The organism is Staphylococcus simiae, from assembly GCF_017357005.1.
GTDB lineage: Bacteria > Bacillota > Bacilli > Staphylococcales > Staphylococcaceae > Staphylococcus > Staphylococcus simiae_A.
On sequence record NZ_CP071589.1, the window covers coordinates 591697 to 612281 of the forward strand.

The window sequence follows — 20585 nt, forward strand, 5'->3', positions numbered from 1 at the left end:
TTTTAGATGACTTTAGCTTATTTATTAGGTGCAATTGTCTTAGTTATTATAGCGATAGCTATTACTATGGCAAATAAACATTGGTCTAAATTTTCAGGCTATATTGCCATGATTGGACCAATACTTGCATCAGTATATTTTATAATACAACTACCCAAAGTAATAGCAGGACACTATTTAACAGTAAAATTACCGTGGATGGCATCATTAGATATCAATCTTGATTTAAGATTAGACGGTTTAAGCATCATGTTTGCTTTAATTATTTCATTAATTGGTATTGCAGTTTTTTTCTACGCTACTCAATATTTATCTGTTTCAACAGATGATCTACCTAGATTTTTTATATATTTAACGTTATTTATGTTTAGTATGCTAGGTATTGTTTTAGCAAATAATACTATTTTAATGTACGTATTTTGGGAATTAACAAGTGTATCATCATTTTTACTTATTTCTTATTGGTATGACAACGGAGATAGTCAATTTGGTGCGATTCAATCATTTATGATAACTGTATTTGGTGGATTAGCATTACTAGTTGGATTTATAATGCTTTATATTATGACTGGTACGAATACGATTACAGAAATATTATCTCGTGCAGACGATATTCAAGACCAACCATTATTTATCCCGATGATTATTATGTTTTTATTAGGTGCTTTTACTAAATCTGCTCAATTTCCATTTCATACATGGCTTCCTAAAGCAATGGCAGCGCCTACGCCAGTTAGTGCTTATTTACATTCTGCAACAATGGTTAAAGCGGGTATCTTCCTATTATTTAGATTTACTCCATTACTAGGTCTTAGTAATTTTTATATTTATACTGTGACATTTGTAGGATTATGCACAATGTTGTTTGGTTCGATAACTGCATTAAGAAATTATGATTTAAAAGGTATTCTAGCATACTCTACAATTAGTCAATTAGGTATGATTATGGCCATGGTAGGATTAGGTAGTGGCTTTGCTCAACACACGAATGATGCTTCATCGTCAATATATGCACTTATTCTTTTTGCAGGTTTATTCCACTTGATGAATCATGCCATTTTTAAATGTGCATTATTTATGGGCGTTGGCATTTTAGATCATGAAACAGGCTCAAGAGATATTAGAAAATTAAATGGTATGCGTTACTTATTTCCAAAAATGAATATTGTAATGTCTATAGCTGCATTATCTATGGCTGGTGTACCATTTTTAAATGGATTTTTAAGTAAAGAAATGTTTTTAGATGGTTTAGTTAAATCAATTAAATTAGAACAATTTGATTTAACTTTAACGATTATAATTGTTGCCATTGGAGTTATTGCGAGTATCTTCACATTTACTTATGCAATGTATATGTTAAAAGAAACATTTTGGGGTGAATTTGATAAAACTAAATTACCTAGGAAGAATATTCATGAACCGTGGCTATTCAGTATACCTTCCATTATTTTAATGGTATTAATACCTATTATATTCGTTATTCCAAATTTATTTAGTCAAAGTCTAATTAAACCTGCTTTAAGAAATGTAACTGGAATAGGGAAACAAGTAGATCAGCTTGCACCACATATATCCCAATGGCATGGCTTTAATTTACCGTTAATATTTACGATTTTGATTATTGTAGTTGGTTTGATTTTAGCGTGTGCCATAGATTGGAAGACAATTGTTACTGGTAAAATGCGTAGTATTTCTATGTCTAAAGCTTATGAAAAAGTTTATAGATATTTTGAAATTTACTCTACACACAGTATAAAACGCTTAATGCAAGATCGTTTAAATCAATATATTATTGCAACATTAGTCGTTTTTATGATGATTATTATGTATGGCTATATTCGCATTGGATTTCCAAAAGTGCACCAATTACATGTATCACAATTTGGACCATTAGAAATCATTTTAGCAATTGTAACTGTTGTAATAGGTATATCATTAGTATTTATTAGACAACGATTAACGATGGTTATTTTGAACGGTATTATCGGTTTTGTTGTGACATTATTCTTCATCGCTATGAAAGCACCTGATTTAGCTTTAACACAATTGGTAGTAGAAACAATTACAACGATATTATTTATTGTTGGTTTTTCAAGGTTACCTAACGTTCCAAGATCAAAGGTTAATATTAAAAGAGAATCAATTAAAATTGGTGTGGCATTAGTCATGGCAATATCAGTTGTGTCATTAATATTTGTTGCACAACAAGCTGATGGTATGGCATCTATATCAACTTTTTATCATCAAGCATATGAATTAACAGGCGGTAAAAATATAGTTAATGCTATTTTAGGTGATTTTAGAGCATTGGATACACTATTTGAAGGACTTGTCTTAATTATCGCAGGATTAGGAATCTATACATTATTAAATTACAAAGATAGGAGGGGTCAAGATGAAAGAGAATGATGTTGTGTTAAAGACCATCACGAAGTTAGTCGTTTTTATACTATTAACATTTGGTTTTTATGTCTTTTTTGCAGGTCATGATAATCCAGGTGGTGGCTTTATAGGCGGTTTGGTTTTTAGTTCAGCTTTTATTCTTATGTTTTTGGCATTTAATGTGTCGGATGTATTAGAAAGTTTACCAATCGATTTTAAAGCACTTATGGGTATTGGTTCATTAATGTCTGTTATAACTGCAATAGCACCAACATTCTTTGGTCAACCCTTCCTATCTCAATATGATGCAACAATAGCAATCCCACTATTTGGAAGCATTCACGTAACTACAGTTACAGTATTTGAATTAGGTATATTATTGTCCGTCGTAGGTGTGATTGTGACAGTTATGTTGGCATTGAGTGGTGAACAAACATGAATTTAATATTATTACTTGTTATAGGATTTTTAGTATTTATAGGTACGTATATGATTTTATCAGTCAATTTAATTCGTATCGTCATTGGGATATCAATTTATACACATGCTGGTAATTTGATTATTATGAGTATGGGGAAATATGGTTCGAATAGAGCAGAACCATTAATAACTAATGGAAATGATTTGTTTGTTGATCCATTATTGCAAGCAATTGTGTTAACTGCAATTGTTATTGGTTTTGGTATGACAGCATTCTTATTAGTACTCGTTTATAGAACATATAAAGTAACTAAAGAAGATGAAATTGATGGATTAAGGGGGGAAGATGATGCTAAGTAACTTAATAATTTTACCGATGTTATTACCTTTCCTTTGTGCATTAATTTTAATTTTCTTAAAAAATCAAGATCGTTTATCTAAGTATTTATATATAGGAACGATGGCTGTAACTACATTTATTTCGTTAGGACTTTTAGTTTATGTTATGCAGCATAAACCAATCACCTTAGATTTTGGTGGTTGGAAAGCACCATTTGGTATTCAATTTTTAGGAGATTCATTAAGTTTACTAATGGTCACAACCGCTTCCTTTGTCATTACTTTAATTATGGCATATGGATTTGGGCGTAGTGAAAGTAGAGCCAATCGTTATCATTTACCATCATTTATTTTATTTTTAAGTGTTGGAGTGATAGGCTCCTTTTTAACATCAGATTTATTTAATTTATATGTCATGTTTGAAATTATGTTATTAGCTTCATTTGTTTTAGTAACATTAGGTCAATCTGTTGAACAATTACGTGCTGCTATTATTTATGTTGTTCTTAATATTATTGGTTCATGGTTATTTTTATTGGGCATTGGATTATTATATAAAACCGTAGGATCTTTAAATTTTTCACATATTGCGATGAGATTAAATGATATGCAAGATAATCAAACTGTAACAATGATTTCACTTATTTTTTTAGTAGCATTTAGTGCTAAAGCATCACTGGTTATCTTCATGTGGTTACCAAAAGCTTATGCAGTGTTAAATACTGAATTAGCAGCTTTATTTGCTGCACTTATGACTAAAGTTGGAGCGTATGCGTTAATTAGATTTTTTACGTTAATGTTTGATGAACATACTAATATTACTCATCCATTATTAGTAGTCATGTCCTGTGTGACGATGGTGATTGGAGCATTTGGTGTCATTGCATATAAAGATATTAAGAAAATAGCGGCTTATCAAGTTATTCTATCTATTGGATTTATTATTCTTGGCTTAGGAACAAATACATTTTCAGGCATCAATGGTGCTATCTTTTATCTTGTAAATGATATTGTTGTTAAAACTTTATTGTTCTTTATTATAGGTAGTTTAGTTTATATTTCTGGCTATCGACAATTTCAATATTTATCAGGTTTAGCTAAGAAAGAACCATTCTTTGGTGTAGCTTTTGTTATCATGATATTTGCTATTGGCGGCGTTCCACCATTTAGTGGGTTTCCAGGAAAATTACTTATATTTCAAGGTGCTTTACAAAATGGGAATTATATTGGCTTAACGCTTATGATTGTTACTAGTTTAATAGCTATGTTTAGTTTGTTTAGAATATTCTTTTATATGTATTTTGGTGATAAAGATGGCGAAGAAGTAGAATTCAAAAAAATTCCTTTACAACGTAAGAGTATATTAGGCGTATTAGTTGCCGCTGTTATTTTTATGGGAGTAGCTGCACCAGTGATTTTAAATGTGACAACTAATGCTACTCAATTAAATACCAATGATCATTTATATCATCAACTGATTAATTCTCATCTAGAGGAGGAAGATAAATGAACCAAATTGTGTTAAATATAGTCATTGCATTTTTATGGGTATTATTTCAAGATGAAGAACACTTTAAACTCACAACTTTCTTCTCTGGATATATCATTGGCTTAATCGTTATTTATATTTTACATCGCTTTTTTAGTAATGAATTTTATCTACGTAAAATATGGGTGTTTATAAAATTTTTAGGAGTATACTTGTATCAACTTGTGACTTCTAGCTTTAGTACTATTAATTATATTTTGTTTAAAACGGAGGATATGAACCCAGGTTTGTTATCATATGAAACACGATTAACTAATGATTGGGCTATTACATTTTTAACAATTTTAATTATTATCACTCCAGGATCTACTGTCATAAGAATATCTAAAGACTCTCGTAAATTTTTCATTCATAGCATTGACGTTTCCGAGAAAGATAAAGAGAGTTTATTACGAAGTATTAAGCAATATGAAGATTTAATCTTGGAGGTGTCACGATGATTGAAACATTAACACATTTTTTTATTATTAGTTCTTTAATCATTTTTGGTATAGCCTTATTGTTATGTCTTTTTAGATTAATTAAAGGTCCTACAACTGCAGACAGAGTTGTGACATTTGATACTACCAGTGCAGTTGTTATGTCTTTAGTAGGTGTACTAAGCGTTCTAATGGGCACAGTGTCATTTCTAGATTCTATTATGTTAATTGCAATTATTTCATTTGTAAGTTCTGTATCAATATCGAGATTTATTGGAGGGGGCCGCGTTTTCAATGGAACTAGTAAAAGAAATCGTTAGTCTTCTATCGGCAATTATGTTATTTCTGGGCAGTATCATCGCATTGATAAGTGCTATAGGTATTATTAAATTCCAAGATGTTTTTTTAAGAAGTCATGCAGCAACTAAAAGTTCCACATTATCAGTATTATTGACACTTATCGGTGTGTTAATTTATTTTATAATGAATAGTGGCTTTTTTAGTGTAAGATTATTGTTATCAATCGTGTTTATTAATTTAACATCACCGGTAGGAATGCATTTAATAGCTCGAGCAGCGTATCGCAACGGTTCATATATGTATAGAAAAGATGACGCTAATACGCATGCATCTATTTTATTAAGTTCAAATGAACAAAATACAGATAAAGAACGGCGACATAGAGCTAAAATAAGAGAACAAAGACGACAATATTGGTATCAAAAAAATAAAAAATAAGCATATCTAAATACTAAATATAAGTAAAACGTTATCCAAGGAAGTTATCTTGATAGCGTTTTTTATTTTAGACTAATTTTGACAAAAAAATAGTAAGGACTACAAGCAAGTTGTTTATTTATTCAGAAAAATAATGATAAAATAATAGTAAGTGATTGTAAATTTAAGTAGTGACAATTAAATAAACATTTTTTAATGACATGTGATGATATTAGGAAGTGTAGCTATTAATTTTGTTACTTATGTTGCAATTAAATCTTTATAGAGAGGTGAAAGTTTGGAAATATTTGAGACAATATTGATATTTATTGCAGTAGTTATAATGAGTTCTTTCGTCCATACTTTCTTACCTAAAGTACCTCTTGCTTTTATTCAAATTTTCTTGGGAATGTTATTATTTATTACACCTATTCCAGTAGAATTTAATTTCGATTCTGAATTATTTATGGTAACGATGATTGCACCATTACTATTTGTCGAAGGTGTAAATGTATCTAGAGTACATTTACGTAAATATATTAAACCGGTAATGATGATGGCATTAGGATTAGTGATCACAACCGTTATTGGTGTTGGTTTCTTTGTACATTGGATATGGCCAGATTTACCATTAGGTGCAGCATTTGCGATTGCAGCTATACTATGTCCAACTGATGCAGTGGCAGTACAAGCGATTACTAAGGGTAAAGTATTACCTAAAGGTGCAATGACAATACTTGAAGGTGAATCATTATTAAATGATGCTGCAGGTATTATTTCTTTTAAAATTGCAGTAGGAGTACTCGTTACTGGAGTCTTTTCACCAATTGATGCAATTGAATTATTTATTATTTCATCTTTAGGTGGAGCTATCGTTGGTTTACTAATAGGGATAGCGTTGGTAAGATTCCGTCTAACGCTTATGCGCCGTGGATATGAAAATATAAATATGTTTACTATTATCCAATTGTTAACACCATTTATTACATATCTAATAGCTGAATTATTCCATGCGTCAGGAATTATTGCAGCCGTTATAGCAGGTTTGGTACATGGGTTTGAACGAGATAGAATTAGTCAAGTACGTACGCAATTACAAATGAGTTATAATCATACCTGGAATATTTTAGGTTATGTATTAAATGGCTTTGTATTTTCTATTTTAGGTTTTTTGGTTCCAGAAGTTATCGTTAACATTGTTAAAACAGAACCACATAATTTAATATTCTTGATAGGAATTACATTATTAATTGCACTGGCTGTGTATTTATTTAGATTTTTATGGGTTTATATTTTATATCCGAATTTTTATTTACCAGTTAGTCCATTCCAAAAAATTATGACCAAAGACGATGATGATAAGTTGGCTTCTGATAAACCACCAAAAAGAAGTTTATATGCCTTAATTATGACTTTATGTGGTGTTCATGGAACAATATCATTAGCCATTGCGCTAACTTTGCCGTATTTTTTAGCTGGACATCATACGTTTGAATTCCGCAATGATTTACTTTTTATCGCTTCAGGGATGGTAATTATTAGTTTAGTTATTGCACAAGTACTATTACCACTGATGACTAAACCGGCACCAAAAATTGTTATTGGTAATATGACCTTTAAACAAGCAAGGATTTATATACTAGAACATGTCATAGATTATTTAAATCAGAAGTCAACATTCGAAACAAGTTATCGTTACGGGAATGTAATTAAAGAGTATCATGACAAGTTAACCTTCTTAAAAACTGTTGAAAAAGACGATGAAAACTCTAAAGAATTAGAACGTTTGCAAAAAATTGCTTTTAATGTAGAAACAAAAACGTTAGAAGAACTAGTTGATAAAGGTGATATTACTAATAGTGTTCTTGAAAACTACATGCGTTATGCAGAAAGAACTCAAGTTTATAGACAAGCATCATTAATTAGAAGGATGATCGTACTTGCAAGAGGGGCTTTATTAAAACGTAGAGTTAAAACAAGAATTAATTCAGCTTCTTCCCTTAGTGTCACTGATAACTTAATGGAGCTTAATAAAATTAATAAAATGGTTCATTATAATGTAGTTAGTCGTTTAGCAAAAGAGACTAATAATGATAACAAACTAGAAGTAGGTATGGTATGTGATGGTTATCTAATGAGAATTGATAATTTAACACCAAGTAACTTCTTTAATTCAGAAAATGAAGATACTATAACTAAAATTAAATTAAATGCTTTACGTGAGCAACGACGTATTTTAAGGGAATTAATTGATAGTGATGAAGTTTCAGAAGGAACAGCATTAAAATTAAGAGAATCAATCAATTATGATGAAATGGTTATTGTCGATAGTATGACTTAAATCATATATTTGAATTATTTAATTATATGCATTTGAAGCGGATGATTAAGGATTTATAATAAATAGGGTTGATAGAAAATAGGTAAGCTATTTTCTATCAACCCTATTTTTAATTGTGCGCCCGGCATGGGTAATTACTAGACGGTGAAAGTCCGTTACAGGCTTGGTAGTAGGAACTGTTAGCGAAAGACAAGGGTGTCCATTGTGAAATGGAATCTGAAGGAAGTCGGACGCAAACACTCGCACTGACGAACAGAAATATCATACAAGGCTATGTGGAATGGATGAATCTGCAATACAAGATAAAGTCCGATACTACCCGAGTTCTATATAGTAAATGATGCAGTGGAATGAGTGGAAAGTGGTTACTCTTACCCGGGGAGGTCTCATCAGCGATAAAAAAAATCGTAGTAATAACGAATGATGAGAAGTCAGCAGAGGTCATAGTAGGTAGAAATACTGAAGGACTGAACAATATTCATACAAAGTAAAGAATGGAGGTTAGAGATTTACAACGTACAGAATACAATTAATGATTGGCAACTCATAGAAAGATAAGTAGTGGAACGAAAAAGGATATATGAGTGCGTACAGTAAATCTTAGGTGAAATGAAAGAAATGTATCGTGAGTCTCCATCTATGATGGAGCTTGTTGTAAGAGAGAATAATATACAAAAAGCAATTAAGAAAGTGAAGAAAAACAACGGTGCACCTGGCATCGATGGCATGCGAGTAAGTGAATTAACATCACATTTCGCAAAATACTTTCCACAAATTAAACAAAAACTGCTTGATGGCACGTATAAGCCACAAGCAGTAAGAAAGGTTGAAATACCTAAATCAAATGGGAAAAAGCGCGTGCTTGGAATCCCTGTCGCAAGAGACAGAGTTATCCAACAAGCCATTAAACAAGTCATTGAACCTAGTATCGACCGTACTTTCTCAAAACACAGTCATGGCTTTAGACCGAATCGTAGTACAGGAACTGCACTTAAAGAATGTGCAACATACTATGAAGAAGGTTACTTAGTTGCAGTTGATTGTGATTTAAAACAGTGCTTTGATATGTTGAACCATGATAAATTAATGTATCTATTTGAACGACATGTTCAAGATAAAGCCATTTCTAAATTTATTCGTAGAAGCCTACAGGTTGGTGCAATCGACCTCAATGGTAATTATCGAAGTAGAGAAATAGGTGCACCGCAAGGTGGTGTTATTTCCCCGTTACTTTGTAATATTTATCTTCACGAATTAGATAATGAATTGGAGAAACGTGGTCATCGCTTTGTTCGTTATGCAGATGACTTCGTCATCTTTGTACGTACAAAACGAGCGGGTCAACGTGTCATGGAAAGTGTGACAAAGTTTATCGAAAAAGACCTTAAACTTATTGTAAATAGTGAAAAGAGCAAGGTAGGTTCTATCACACGTTTAAAGTTCTTGAGTTGTCTAATGACCAAAGTAAATGGCACTTATCGTTTCAGACCGACTATGGAAGCAAGAAGAAATTTAAAACGCACCTTAAGACGTCTAACGAAACGAAATAGACCAGGTACCTTTAAAGAGATTATATCAGAAATTAATCAAGTAACACGAGGGTGGATAAATTACTTTGGTAAAGGATTTATTACAGGTTTTGTAACGAAGTTACAATCATGGTTAAACCGACGCATTAGACAACTAATCCTCAAAAGATGGAAAAGAATAAAAACCAAATATAAGATGTTACGTAAGTATGGACTTGACCATAAGAGTGCAATGAAAATTGCCAATTCAAGAAAGAAATACTGGCGCTTATCATCAACGCATGAAGTTCATCGTGCACTTACAACAAAACGTCTCTACAAGTGGGGGTTAGAACCATTAACCCAACTCGCAGAGACGGCTTACGCAAGATATTGAACCGCCGAGTACGGAACCGTACGCTCGGTGGTGTGAGAGGACGGATAATCAAATAATGGTTATCCTCCTACTCGATTTTAAATTTAAATAAAGAGACTGGGACAAAAACATGTCACACTTAAATTCAAGCATTTGGCAGTAACTGTCTGGTATGTAAAATGTTGAAAAATCAACGTTTTACATACCTAGTCAGTCTTGCCGGGGTGGGATTACAAAATAATTTGTTATGGAAAAATTATTTCTATCCCACTCCCTAAAATTCTACGGGGGAGGAATCCGTAGCTAGTGATACTTTGATAGGCCATATTCAAAGTATCAGATTATTTATAGCTTTTAATGGTATTAATACTTAACACTTCTGCACTAAGTGATAAGTTTCTCCGCTCAAAGAGCAAGTAATGTGTAAATGTCAATAAAAGAATGTACAAAAATGATTGTTTAAGAATGTACAAAAATGTCATTCTGTCTTTTCAACTTTCACAAAATGGTCTTTTAACCGATAAGACTTCCCAGTTATTTTTATGACATTTGAGTGATGTAATATGCGATCTAAAATGGCATTAGCTATTTTAGGGTCTTCAAATATTTCATTCCATAAATTGAAATTAATATTTGTAGTAAAAATGGTACTTTTCTTCTCATATCTTAAATCAATCAGTTGGAAAAAGAGTTTGGCATCTTCACTATCAATAGGTAAATAGCCTATTTCATCAATAATTAGTAATTTATATTTACTATAGTGCTTGAGTCTATTTTCTAACCGATTCTCTAATTGAGATTTTTTCAAATTTTGTATTAAATCATGACATTTAATGAAATACGTACTTACTCTTTTTTCGCTGCTGACATACCAATTGATGTAGCTAAATGGGTTTTACCTACACCACTTGGACCTAAAAAGACAATATTCTGATGGTTTTCTATAAATCGTAAATGAGTAAAATCTACGATTTCTTGTTTATTGACGTTAGGTTGGAATGAAAAGTCAAAGTCGCACAGTTCCTTTTTAAAAGGGAATGCTGCTACCTTAACCATTGATTCAATCATATTCTTTTCTTTAACTGCGATTTCATAATCACTCAATTTAATTAAAGTATCAATAAATGATAAATCGTTAGTGATACTAAAATCTATCACTTCATCTAAATGAGTAATCATTTGATTCATTTTTAGATATGACAGATTATCTTTTAAACGTTGGTAGTTAGTAATATTATTCATCATACATCTCTCCTATCGTTTTTAAATTATCTAAGGCCAGCTGATTAATATCATCATGGTCTCCATAGGAGACAGCTAGCGTTTCTAAATAGTGTTGTTGCTGATAATTTAATTTATGATGGGTAATAGGATGCTCAACGATTAATTTGGTGTTATAATAAACAAACAAACGTTGATCATAAACTTGAACTTCAACCGTTTTTCCATAGTATTCAGCAGGAACTGAGTACTGATTGGAGCGATATGTAATCATATTCGAACGATTGACTTTCAAATATTTATGTTCTACTTTATATGAGTTTCTTACATGGACATTGGGTAATGGCTGTAAGAAGCTCTTTTCTTTTTTTACTTCAATAATTGGTATTTTTCCTGTCCCATTATGCACTGAGTAATTCAAACGATCATTTAATTCGTCAATAAATTGTGGAATTTCATGTAAGTATAATTGTCCTTGATAGGCATGAATTTCATCTAATATTTTCATAATGGATTCAACTTTACCTTTCGTTCTAGGACGACCAGCTATACACGGCTTCACTTTAAAATTAAAATCATCAGCGAATTGTTTGAATTTAGGATTAACTTGTCCACTAAACGTTTCAGTCCTAGGTTGACTCATCACTGTTTTCATATTATCTGTAACAAGTTCCTCTGGAACACCTTCAATAGATTCAAAAGCTTGAACCATTAAATTAAGTAATACATCTAATGATTTACTCATCGTAACTTGCATAATTTTGAAGCGTGAATATGACAGGAGTAAAACACCAATATTTAAAGATACCTCTTGATGATCCTTCGTTTTAAATCTTATATCTTCCTTCCAATCAAATTGAGCTTGGCAACCTGGTTTTGTTTCAAATCTAGTTGTTCCAACAGGCGTTGACTTTTGTCGTCCTTTTTTAAAATAATTATTGAATAAATCATGTTTTCTTATATATGTTCTAAATGTGGAATACGCACAATTTAGACCATGATTATCTTTAAGGTATTGCCATAACACGCGTTTATAAAAGAATTTCTGTTCACATTCTTCAGACAACAATTCTTTTATTAAATCATAATAGGGATCAATTTTAGATTGTTTTTTTCGATTAACCGAAGGTTTAAAGCCATTTAAATATTTATCTATTGTTCTTCGATCTACATTCATTTGTCTTGCGATTTCACTTTTATTAATTTTCATGTTTAAGCTCTCCATAACAATTTTTAATTTTGGTAAATCTGAAAGAGTTGTAACTTCATAATCTGTATTTATATCTAAAGATAATTTCATTGTTATTCACCTCAATAAAATTATCTCTAAATTTTACAGATTGTACATACTTAAACAGTCAAAAGTGTACATTATTAAATTATCATTTCCAAGTAATGAATCGCAGTTTAAGCTAAACTGCATAAGAACTTCTAGCTTTTCACTGCGTTCAAAGAGCAAGCAGCGAATCGCAGTTTAAGCTAAACTGCATAAGAACTTCTAGCTTTTCACTGCGTTCAAAGAGCAAGTAATGAATCGCAGTTTAAGCTAAACTGCATAAGAACTTCTAGCTTTTCACTGGGTTCAAAGAGCAAGTAATGAATCGCAGTTTAAGCTAAACTGCATAAGAACTTCTAGCTTTTCACTGCGTTCAAAGAGCAAGTAATGAATCGCAGTTTAAGCTAAACTGCATAAGAACTTCTAGCTTTTCACTGCGTTCAAAGAGAAGTTCTAATACCACCATATCGTGCGATAGGGAACATATATTATAATAGGAGGGTAATATATTTTTTCGCACGATATGGGACTATTAGTCTTCATATTATGATTTAATTTACTTGGTAGTCCGGGACAAAAATCATTTTACACTTAAAATTAAGCATTTGTCAGTAACTGTCTGGTTTTCAAAATGTTGATCAATCAGTATTTTGAATACCTAGTCAGTCTTGCTGGAGTGGGATTACGAAATAAATTTTATAGAAAATTTATTTCTGTCCCTCTCCCTCAAGCAAATTAACTTTCATTTTAAAACCTAGCTATTTCATACTGCCGTGTACTGTTTCGATATTGGATTTCATCATTTTATAATATGAGTCGCCTTTAGTACCTTCTTTACCGATTGAATCCGTGTATACTTCTCCATAAATATCTTTATGTGTTTCTTCAGAAAGGCTTTGCATAGCTTTTTTATCTACACTTGTTTCAACCAATAGGTGTTTAAGATGATGTTGTTTTACAAAGTGAATGGCTTGTCTCATTTGAGTAGGTGTACCTTGTTTTTCTGTATTGATTTCCCAAATATAACCTGGTTTAATACCATATTGTTTTGAAAAATATTTAAAAGCACCTTCACTAGTTATCATAGCACGCTCATTTTTAGGAATATCATTAAATTTATCTTTGCTGCTGTTATTTAATTGTTCCAATTGAGATAAATATTTCTTCCCTTGGTTATCATAGTCATCTTTATGTTTGTTATCATTGTCGATAAAAGCTTGTTGAATTGTTTTGACGTATTTAATACCATTATCTAAACTTAACCAAGCATGTGGATCTTGTTTATCTTTATTGCCTTCTTCACCATTTAAATAAATGGGTGTTACATCTTTTGATACAGCAATCACTTTTTTATCTTTTAATGATTTTCCAGCTTGCTCAAGTGCTTTTTCAAACCAACCATTTCCAGTTTCTAAATTTAAACCGTTATACAAAATGACATCAGCATCTGTGAGTTTTTTAATATCTTTAGGCTTAACTTCATATTCGTGAGGGTCTTGGCCAACTGGCACAATACTATGTATTTCTACATCATCTCCACCGACATTTTTAGCCATATCGTATAGAATAGAATTTGTCGTTACAACTTTTAATTTATCATGTGATTTATCGCTAGCTTCTTTGTTTCCAGTGCCACAAGCAGCTAAAATTATCATAAATGCCAGTAATATAGGTATTATTTTTTTCATATTGTTATTCCTCGTTTCTTTTTATGTGTAAATTTTGAAAATGATAAAGTTGCTATGTAAATAATAAATGTACAAATAACTATTGTTGCACCACTAGGAATGTTGTAAATGTAACTATAATAAAGTCCAATAATAGAGCTAATAATACTAATTAAACTTGCAATTATCATCATTGTATATAAATTTTTACTGATTAAAAAAGCTGTAGAAGCAGGTGTAATCAGTAAGGCAACTACTAAAATAATGCCGACTGTTTGGATACTTGCAACAGTTACTAAAGACAAGAGCAGCATAATAAAGTAATGAATTAATGTCGTATTTAAACCACTCATTCTGCTAAATGTTGGATCAAATGTTGAAATCATTAACGGACGATAAAATATAATGATAAGTAAAAGTACAATAAGACCAATAATAATTGTTGTCCAAAATGCACTTTGAGTGATTGCTAGTAAGTTACCGAATAAAATATGATACAAATCTGTAGTACTATTAATTAAACTAATAATGATTATTCCTATTGCTAGAAAAGCTGTAAAACTGATACCAATTGCTGCATCAGGTTTGGTCTTACTACTAGAAGTGATGTAGCCAATAAAAATACTTGCAATCATTCCTGTGATCAATGCTCCTATAAACATAGGTATACCAAATAAAAATGATAAAGCTACTCCAGGTAAAACTGCGTGACTCATAGCATCTCCCATAAGTGATAGCCCACGAAGTACTATTAAACTTCCTACGGTACCACATACTATTCCAACAATAATTGAAGTTATTAAAGCTCTGTTTAAAAATTGATATGTAAATAAATGTTCAAAAAATTCTAGCAAGTGGCATCACTCCTTTGACTATTATCAAGGTAATCAGTACTCGACATAAATGTTTCGTTTAATCGTTCTATTGTCATAGCTTCTTCACTAAGACCAAAAAATCGTATAGTTCTATTGAGAAGTAGAATGCGATCAAAGTATTGTTCTGCCTTAGACAAATCATGATGCACAATTAAAATAAGCTTCCCCAAATTTTTAAGTTGATTAATTTTCTTCATGATGAGTGCTTCACTATTAAAGTCAATTCCTACAAAAGGTTCATCTAGAAAATAAACTTCACTTTCAGACATCAATGCTCTTGCAACTAGTACACGTTGTAATTGTCCACCACTTAGTTCAGAAATTTGACGACGTTTTAAAGGTCTAAGCTCAAGTTCATCAATAAGTTGTTCTAATTTTTGACGATTATTAATAGTTGGCTTTGTAAACCAGCCAATATCTTTATAACAACCTGATAAAATAACTTGTTCAACATTAATAGGGAAGTCTAAGTCTATATGAGCTTTTTGAGGAATATATGTAATGTAATCCAATTGTTGTTGTATAGGTTTGCCATACAATAATTTTGTACCTGTAGCGTTAAATTCACCTATTAATGATTTAATTAACGAAGATTTACCTGCACCATTAGGGCCCATAATACCGATAATTTCTCCACAAATAGGAATACTTAACGTTATGTTATTTAAAACATGTTTTTTCCCTAAATATAAATTTAATTGTCTTATTTCTAACAAATTTTAACCACCACCTAACTAAAAGTTTAGGTTAACCTAATTAATTGTATAATAAACTGATAATATTTATCGTGTCAAGTAAATTCATGATATAATAAAGTGAATGTGTGTGAGGTGAAAGTATGTTAACAGAAGAAAAAGAAGACTACCTTAAAGCGATTCTTACAAATGATGGTGATAAAAACTTTGTTTCAAATAAAGCTTTATCTCAATTTTTAAAAATCAAACCACCGTCAGTTAGTGAAATGGTTAGTCGGTTAGAGAAAGCTGGATATGTCGAAACGAAACCGTATAAAGGTGTTAAACTTTCTCCAAAGGGTTTAACGTATACTTTAGATATTATTAAAAGACACCGTTTGCTTGAATTGTTTTTAATAGAAATTTTGAAATACAATTGGGAAGAAGTACATCAAGAAGCAGAAATCTTAGAACATAGAGTTTCTGATTTATTTGTGGAACGTTTAGATAGTTTGTTAGATTATCCTGAAACATGTCCACATGGTGGAGTCATTCCTAGAAATAATGAGTATCAAGAGAAATATGTTACATCAATTTTAAATTATGATTCTGGGGATATTGTAACCATTAAACGTGTTAGAGATAAGACTGACCTACTCATCTATTTATCCAGTAAAGATATTACTATAGGTAATGAAGTTGAAATCGTATCTAAAGATGACACTAATAATATTATACTAATTAAAAGGTTAGATCATGTAGTTGTTCTAAGTTACGATAATGCGATGAATATTTTTGCGGAAAAATAATAAAAGCTTAATCAGGAAGTTGAAATATAGCATAGATACTATATTCAGTAACCTGATTAAGCTTTTTAGTTATTGTATAACGCCTGTAAACGTTAATAGGATATCGACAGAATATAAATTAAAAACAATCCAAATGGTACTATAAATGAATGTAGGAATATGACTCAATTCGGCAAGTGCGCTGCCATCCCATGAAACTCGAGGTCTAAAAAAAGTAAGTTTGATAATAGTCCAACTAGACTGTAATACTTCTCCTAATAAGACACCAAGTATATATTGATAAACAAAAGATGCAATTAATTGTATTGAGTCAGTATGTCCACCTGTAACTATGAAGTAAAGTAAGGTACTAATTAATATGATGACAATAATAGGTGATAATTTACGTGACGTTAATACTAAAAAGTACACGAAAATTAATAAATAGCCAAGTACGAATAAACTTGGCACAGTATAATGACTTGAAGCTAGTCCTAATAAAAGCATTAACGGTGGCATGATGTATCCACCTAGCGTAGTCAACCACTGTCCAGCAATACTCTTAGATTGTGTAATAGCATAGCCCTGTTGCAATGTTTGTTGACGTTCATTTGGGCTAGTGACGATGACTAAATCTTTTGCACGACCACCAGCTATTTTGTTGAAAATAACATGACCAAATTCATGTGTTAGTACAGGAATGTAGTTCAATAAAATATCTAAATAACTAATAATTAGGCGATTTCTATAGTAGTGAACGACAATATAAGTAATAGCAATAAAAGCTATAATTATAATGTTCAACTGAACATGAGTATTAAAAAATAAAGATAATGCAGTCATAATAGGTACCTCTTTAAAATATTTTTATCCAATATCGTAATTGTTATATTATAAATTAAAATGCAGCAAATGTCTTTGGACTTAAGGCTTAGCCTAAACATATATTTTACTGTTAAATTGATAATTGGATATGTTAAAATAAAACAAAATTATTACGAAGTACTTATAATATATATAGTATATATTTAAAATATTTGAACAGAAGATTAAATAGAATAGGAGTTTTCTTTTATGACTATTGAAGAAAAACCCGATGCAGTAAAAGTAGACATTTTAGGTGTTCATTTTGATAATACTTCAATGTTACAAATGGTAGAAAACATCAAAGACTTTTTTGCACAACAAACAACAAATAATTTATTTATAGTAACAGCAAATCCTGAAATTGTAGATTTTGCAACTAGTCATCACGCTTATAGGAAATTAATTAATGGGGCGAGTTATGTTGTAGCTGATGGAACAGGCATCGTTAAAGCATCTGAACGTTTAAATAATCCTTTAGATAGTAGAATACCTGGTATTGAATTAATGGAAGAATGCATGAAAATTGCTCATGTTAATCATCAAAAAGTATTTTTATTGGGAGCAACTAATGATATTGTTGAACGTGCTCAACATTCACTTCAACTTTGTTATCCTAATATCACATTTAATCATCATCATGGTTATATAGATTTGGAAGATGAGACAGTCATTAAGCGAATTAAAATGTTTAACCCAGATTATATTTTCGTTGGTATGGGATTTCCCAAACAAGAGCAATGGATTATGAAACAAGAGCATCAATTTCAACAAACTGTAATGATGGGAGTTGGTGGCTCGCTAGAAGTATTTTCAGGAGCTAAAAAGCGTGCGCCACTATTATTTAGAAAGCTTAATATTGAATGGTTTTATAGAGCTATTATAGATTGGAAAAGAATTGGACGCTTAAAAAGTATTCCTAAATTTATGTTTAAGGTTGCTAAAGCTAAACGTCAATTAAAATCATAAAATAAGGGAGTGGGATAGAAAAAAATTTCTATAAAATTTATTTCGTAATCCCACCTCGGCAAGACTGACTAGGTTTTCAAAATGTTGATTTATCAACTTTTTGAAAACCAGACAGTTACTGCCAAATGCTCAATTTTAAGTGTGAAATACATTTTGTACTAGGCTCCAAATCAGAGAGAAACTACAAAATAATTTTTAAAAATTATTTTGTAGTTTCTCTCTTTTTTATGCTATTAATTTATTTAATAACAAAACGAGATTCATCAAGTTGATCTCGAAATGCTTTTTGTTCAGCTTTAGATTTCTTTTTAAAGTCTTGTAGAAAAGATTCATATTTAGGTAATACATCGTTTAATTCACCATAATCTTTTAACTTTCCACCTTCTATCCACGCAATTTTAGTACAAAATTGTTTTACTTGGCCTAAGTTGTGACTGACAAAGAAAATAGTTTTGTTTTGTTCTTTAAACTCATAAATTTTATCAAGACATTTTTGAGCAAAAGTTTGGTCACCTACGGATAAAGCTTCATCAATAACTAATATATCTGGATTAACAGTTATATTTATTGAAAATCCTAATTTAGCACGCATACCACTTGAATATTTTTTAACTGGTTGATAAATAAATTCACCCAATTCACTAAATTCGACAATTTTAGGTGTCAATTCTTTAATTTCTTTACGTTTGAAGCCCATGCATAACATTTTAAATTCAATATTCTCTATGCCAGTAAGTTGACCACTTAATCCAGCACTTATAGCTATAACACTTACTTCACCGTTTCGTTCAATAGATCCAGAAGTGGATGTTAGGGAACCACCGATTATGTTACTTAATGTAGATTTTCCAGAACCATTAATACCAACTAGACCGATAACATCTCCCTCATATGCTTCTAAACTTAAATTATCTAGAGCGTAAAAAGTTTTGTTTTTATGCTTTGGGATCAGAGCATCTTTCATTCGCTCTTTATTGGTCCTATATATACGATATTCTTTAGTTACATTTTTAATTTTTACAGAAACGTTCATTTGTAGACCTTCCTTATTTACATTTGTATAAATTATAATATACTATACAACAGTTGTTAAATTTTAAAAGCTATTGTAAAGTGAAGAGAAGATTTTAATTTAAGATTTGGTTTAAAATTAGACTATAAGCATAGTTAAATTTACAAAATATTTCAACTTAGATGATTGTTTAATACAATAGTATTATAATAAAATAACAATTTGTAGATGAAAAGGAATCGATTTTAGAGAATTTTTGTGTGAAATCAAATAGATAGATTTAATTGTCTGAAAGTGTGGTTTGTTAAATGTTAGCAATTGGAACAGTATTTAAAGAACATGTTAAGAATTTTTATTTAATACAAAGGTTGGCACAATTTCAAGTTAAACTTTTAAACCATAGCAATTATTTAGGTGTGGCATGGGAATTAATAAATCCAGTTATGCAAATTATGGTATATTGGATGGTCTTTGGTTTAGGAATTCGAAGTAATGCTCCAATTCATGGAGTGCCATTTGTTTATTGGCTATTAGTAGGTATTAGTATGTGGTTTTTCATAAACCAGGGTATTTTAGAAGGAACGAAAGCAATTACACAAAAATTCAATCAAGTATCTAAGATGAATTTTCCACTGTCTATTATTCCAACATATATTGTTACAAGTAGATTTTATGGTCATTTAGGATTATTGCTCTTAGTTATCATTGCATGTATGTTTACGGGTATTTATCCTACAATACATATCGTACAATTATTAATATATGTACCGTTTTGCTTCTTCTTAACGGCATCAGTTACTTTACTCACATCAACATTAGGTGTCCTCATAAGAGATACACAAATGTTAATGCAAGCATTGTTAAGAATATTATTCTACTTTTCACCAATATTATGGATGCCAAAAAACCATGGTATTAGTGGAGTTATTCATGATTTGATGAAATACAATCCAGTATACTTTATCGCAGAGTCATATAGAGCAGCTATATTATTTCATGAATGGTACTTTATCGAACATTGGCGTTTAATGTTGTATAATATTGGTATCATTGCCGTATTCTTTATTCTCGGCTCAATTTTACACATGAAGTATCGAGATCAATTTGCAGATTTTCTTTAAATAAACTATTAAAATATGACCTCACTACATTTAAAAATGGCAGTGAGGTTTCTTTTTGTTTATACTA

18 protein-coding genes and 1 pseudogene are annotated in these 20585 nt (G+C 30.8%); 12 read left to right on the plus strand and 7 right to left on the minus strand.

The window, feature by feature from the left end:
* Nucleotides 1-6: 6 nt before the first annotated feature.
* The 9 genes from mnhA2 (at nt 7) to ltrA (ending at nt 10072) form a co-directional block, all read left to right on the plus strand.
* Nucleotides 7-2409, plus strand: coding sequence for a DUF4040 family protein (mnhA2, locus tag J3R86_RS02615; protein WP_207517931.1), 2403 nt, complete (start codon nt 7-9; stop codon nt 2407-2409).
* The gene (gene mnhB2, locus J3R86_RS02620; protein WP_207517932.1) at nt 2396-2821 is read left to right on the plus strand and encodes a monovalent cation/H+ antiporter subunit B; all 426 of its coding nucleotides are present in this window, start codon (nt 2396-2398) and stop codon (nt 2819-2821) included. The genes mnhA2 and mnhB2 overlap by 14 nt, the downstream gene beginning before the upstream one ends.
* Nucleotides 2818-3162, plus strand: a complete 345-nt coding sequence (mnhC2, locus tag J3R86_RS02625) for an NADH-quinone oxidoreductase subunit K (RefSeq protein WP_207517933.1) — start codon at nt 2818-2820, stop codon at nt 3160-3162. The genes mnhB2 and mnhC2 overlap by 4 nt, the downstream gene beginning before the upstream one ends.
* Entirely contained in the window at nt 3152-4651 is a 1500-nt protein-coding gene (gene mnhD2 / locus J3R86_RS02630; protein ID WP_207517934.1) for a Na+/H+ antiporter subunit D, read from the plus strand. Before mnhC2 ends, mnhD2 begins: the two co-directional genes overlap by 11 nt.
* Complete coding sequence (gene mnhE2, locus J3R86_RS02635) at nt 4648-5130, plus strand: Na+/H+ antiporter subunit E (RefSeq protein ID WP_207517935.1); 483 nt, start codon at nt 4648-4650, stop codon at nt 5128-5130. Before mnhD2 ends, mnhE2 begins: the two co-directional genes overlap by 4 nt.
* Entirely contained in the window at nt 5127-5429 is a 303-nt protein-coding gene (gene mnhF2, locus J3R86_RS02640) for a monovalent cation/H+ antiporter complex subunit F (protein WP_207517936.1), read from the plus strand. Before mnhE2 ends, mnhF2 begins: the two co-directional genes overlap by 4 nt.
* Complete coding sequence (mnhG2, locus tag J3R86_RS02645) at nt 5404-5847, plus strand: Na+/H+ antiporter subunit G (protein ID WP_207517937.1); 444 nt, start codon at nt 5404-5406, stop codon at nt 5845-5847. The genes mnhF2 and mnhG2 overlap by 26 nt, the downstream gene beginning before the upstream one ends.
* A 277-nt stretch (nt 5848-6124) precedes the next feature.
* Nucleotides 6125-8167 carry a cation:proton antiporter gene (locus J3R86_RS02650; RefSeq protein WP_207517938.1) on the plus strand — a complete coding sequence of 681 codons (2043 nt, stop codon included), beginning with the start codon at nt 6125-6127 and terminating at the stop codon, nt 8165-8167.
* Nucleotides 8168-8785: 618 nt separating this feature from the next.
* Nucleotides 8786-10072 carry a group II intron reverse transcriptase/maturase gene (ltrA, locus tag J3R86_RS02655; protein ID WP_207518488.1) on the plus strand — a complete coding sequence of 429 codons (1287 nt, stop codon included), beginning with the start codon at nt 8786-8788 and terminating at the stop codon, nt 10070-10072.
* A gap of 457 nt (nt 10073-10529) precedes the next feature.
* On the opposite strand, the pseudogene istB reads toward ltrA, so the two are convergent.
* The 5 genes and pseudogenes from istB to J3R86_RS02680 all read right to left on the minus strand — a co-directional run bounded on the left by istB (nt 10530) and on the right by J3R86_RS02680 (nt 15806).
* Nucleotides 10530-11293: pseudogene (gene istB / locus J3R86_RS02660) on the minus strand (IS21-like element helper ATPase IstB).
* Nucleotides 11286-12572: an IS21 family transposase gene (gene istA, locus J3R86_RS02665; protein WP_207516747.1), complete on the minus strand. Its 1287-nt coding sequence runs from the start codon at nt 12570-12572 to the stop codon at nt 11286-11288. Before istA ends, istB begins: the two are co-directional and overlap by 8 nt.
* Nucleotides 12573-13306: 734 nt before the next feature.
* Nucleotides 13307-14236 carry a manganese ABC transporter substrate-binding lipoprotein MntC gene (gene mntC / locus J3R86_RS02670; RefSeq protein WP_207517939.1) on the minus strand — a complete coding sequence of 310 codons (930 nt, stop codon included), beginning with the start codon at nt 14234-14236 and terminating at the stop codon, nt 13307-13309.
* Nucleotides 14233-15069, minus strand: a complete 837-nt coding sequence (locus tag J3R86_RS02675; protein ID WP_207517940.1) for a metal ABC transporter permease — start codon at nt 15067-15069, stop codon at nt 14233-14235. The genes mntC and J3R86_RS02675 overlap by 4 nt, the downstream gene beginning before the upstream one ends.
* The gene (locus J3R86_RS02680; RefSeq protein WP_207517941.1) at nt 15063-15806 is read right to left on the minus strand and encodes a metal ABC transporter ATP-binding protein; all 744 of its coding nucleotides are present in this window, start codon (nt 15804-15806) and stop codon (nt 15063-15065) included. The genes J3R86_RS02675 and J3R86_RS02680 overlap by 7 nt, the downstream gene beginning before the upstream one ends.
* 122 nt (nt 15807-15928) lie before the next feature.
* Between J3R86_RS02680 and J3R86_RS02685 the strand changes: the two genes are divergently transcribed.
* Nucleotides 15929-16573: a metal-dependent transcriptional regulator gene (locus J3R86_RS02685; RefSeq protein WP_207517942.1), complete on the plus strand. Its 645-nt coding sequence runs from the start codon at nt 15929-15931 to the stop codon at nt 16571-16573.
* Nucleotides 16574-16642: 69 nt separating this feature from the next.
* On the opposite strand, the gene J3R86_RS02690 is transcribed toward J3R86_RS02685, so the two are convergent.
* Nucleotides 16643-17395 (minus strand): M50 family metallopeptidase, encoded by a 753-nt coding sequence (locus J3R86_RS02690; RefSeq protein ID WP_207517943.1) that lies wholly within the window; start codon nt 17393-17395, stop codon nt 16643-16645.
* Nucleotides 17396-17626: 231 nt separating this feature from the next.
* Here J3R86_RS02690 and tarA point away from each other — a divergent pair, with 231 nt between their 5' ends.
* On the plus strand, nt 17627-18385 hold the full coding sequence (gene tarA, locus J3R86_RS02695; RefSeq protein WP_207517944.1) for an N-acetylglucosaminyldiphosphoundecaprenol N-acetyl-beta-D-mannosaminyltransferase TarA: 759 nt from the start codon (nt 17627-17629) through the stop codon (nt 18383-18385).
* A gap of 238 nt (nt 18386-18623) precedes the next feature.
* On the opposite strand, the gene tagH is transcribed toward tarA, so the two are convergent.
* Nucleotides 18624-19418 carry a teichoic acids export ABC transporter ATP-binding subunit TagH gene (tagH, locus tag J3R86_RS02700; protein WP_207517945.1) on the minus strand — a complete coding sequence of 265 codons (795 nt, stop codon included), beginning with the start codon at nt 19416-19418 and terminating at the stop codon, nt 18624-18626.
* 287 nt (nt 19419-19705) lie between these two features.
* On the opposite strand from tagH, the gene tagG reads away from it, so the two are divergent.
* Nucleotides 19706-20518 (plus strand): ABC transporter permease, encoded by an 813-nt coding sequence (gene tagG, locus J3R86_RS02705; RefSeq protein WP_207517946.1) that lies wholly within the window; start codon nt 19706-19708, stop codon nt 20516-20518.
* Nucleotides 20519-20585: the final 67 nt, after the last annotated feature.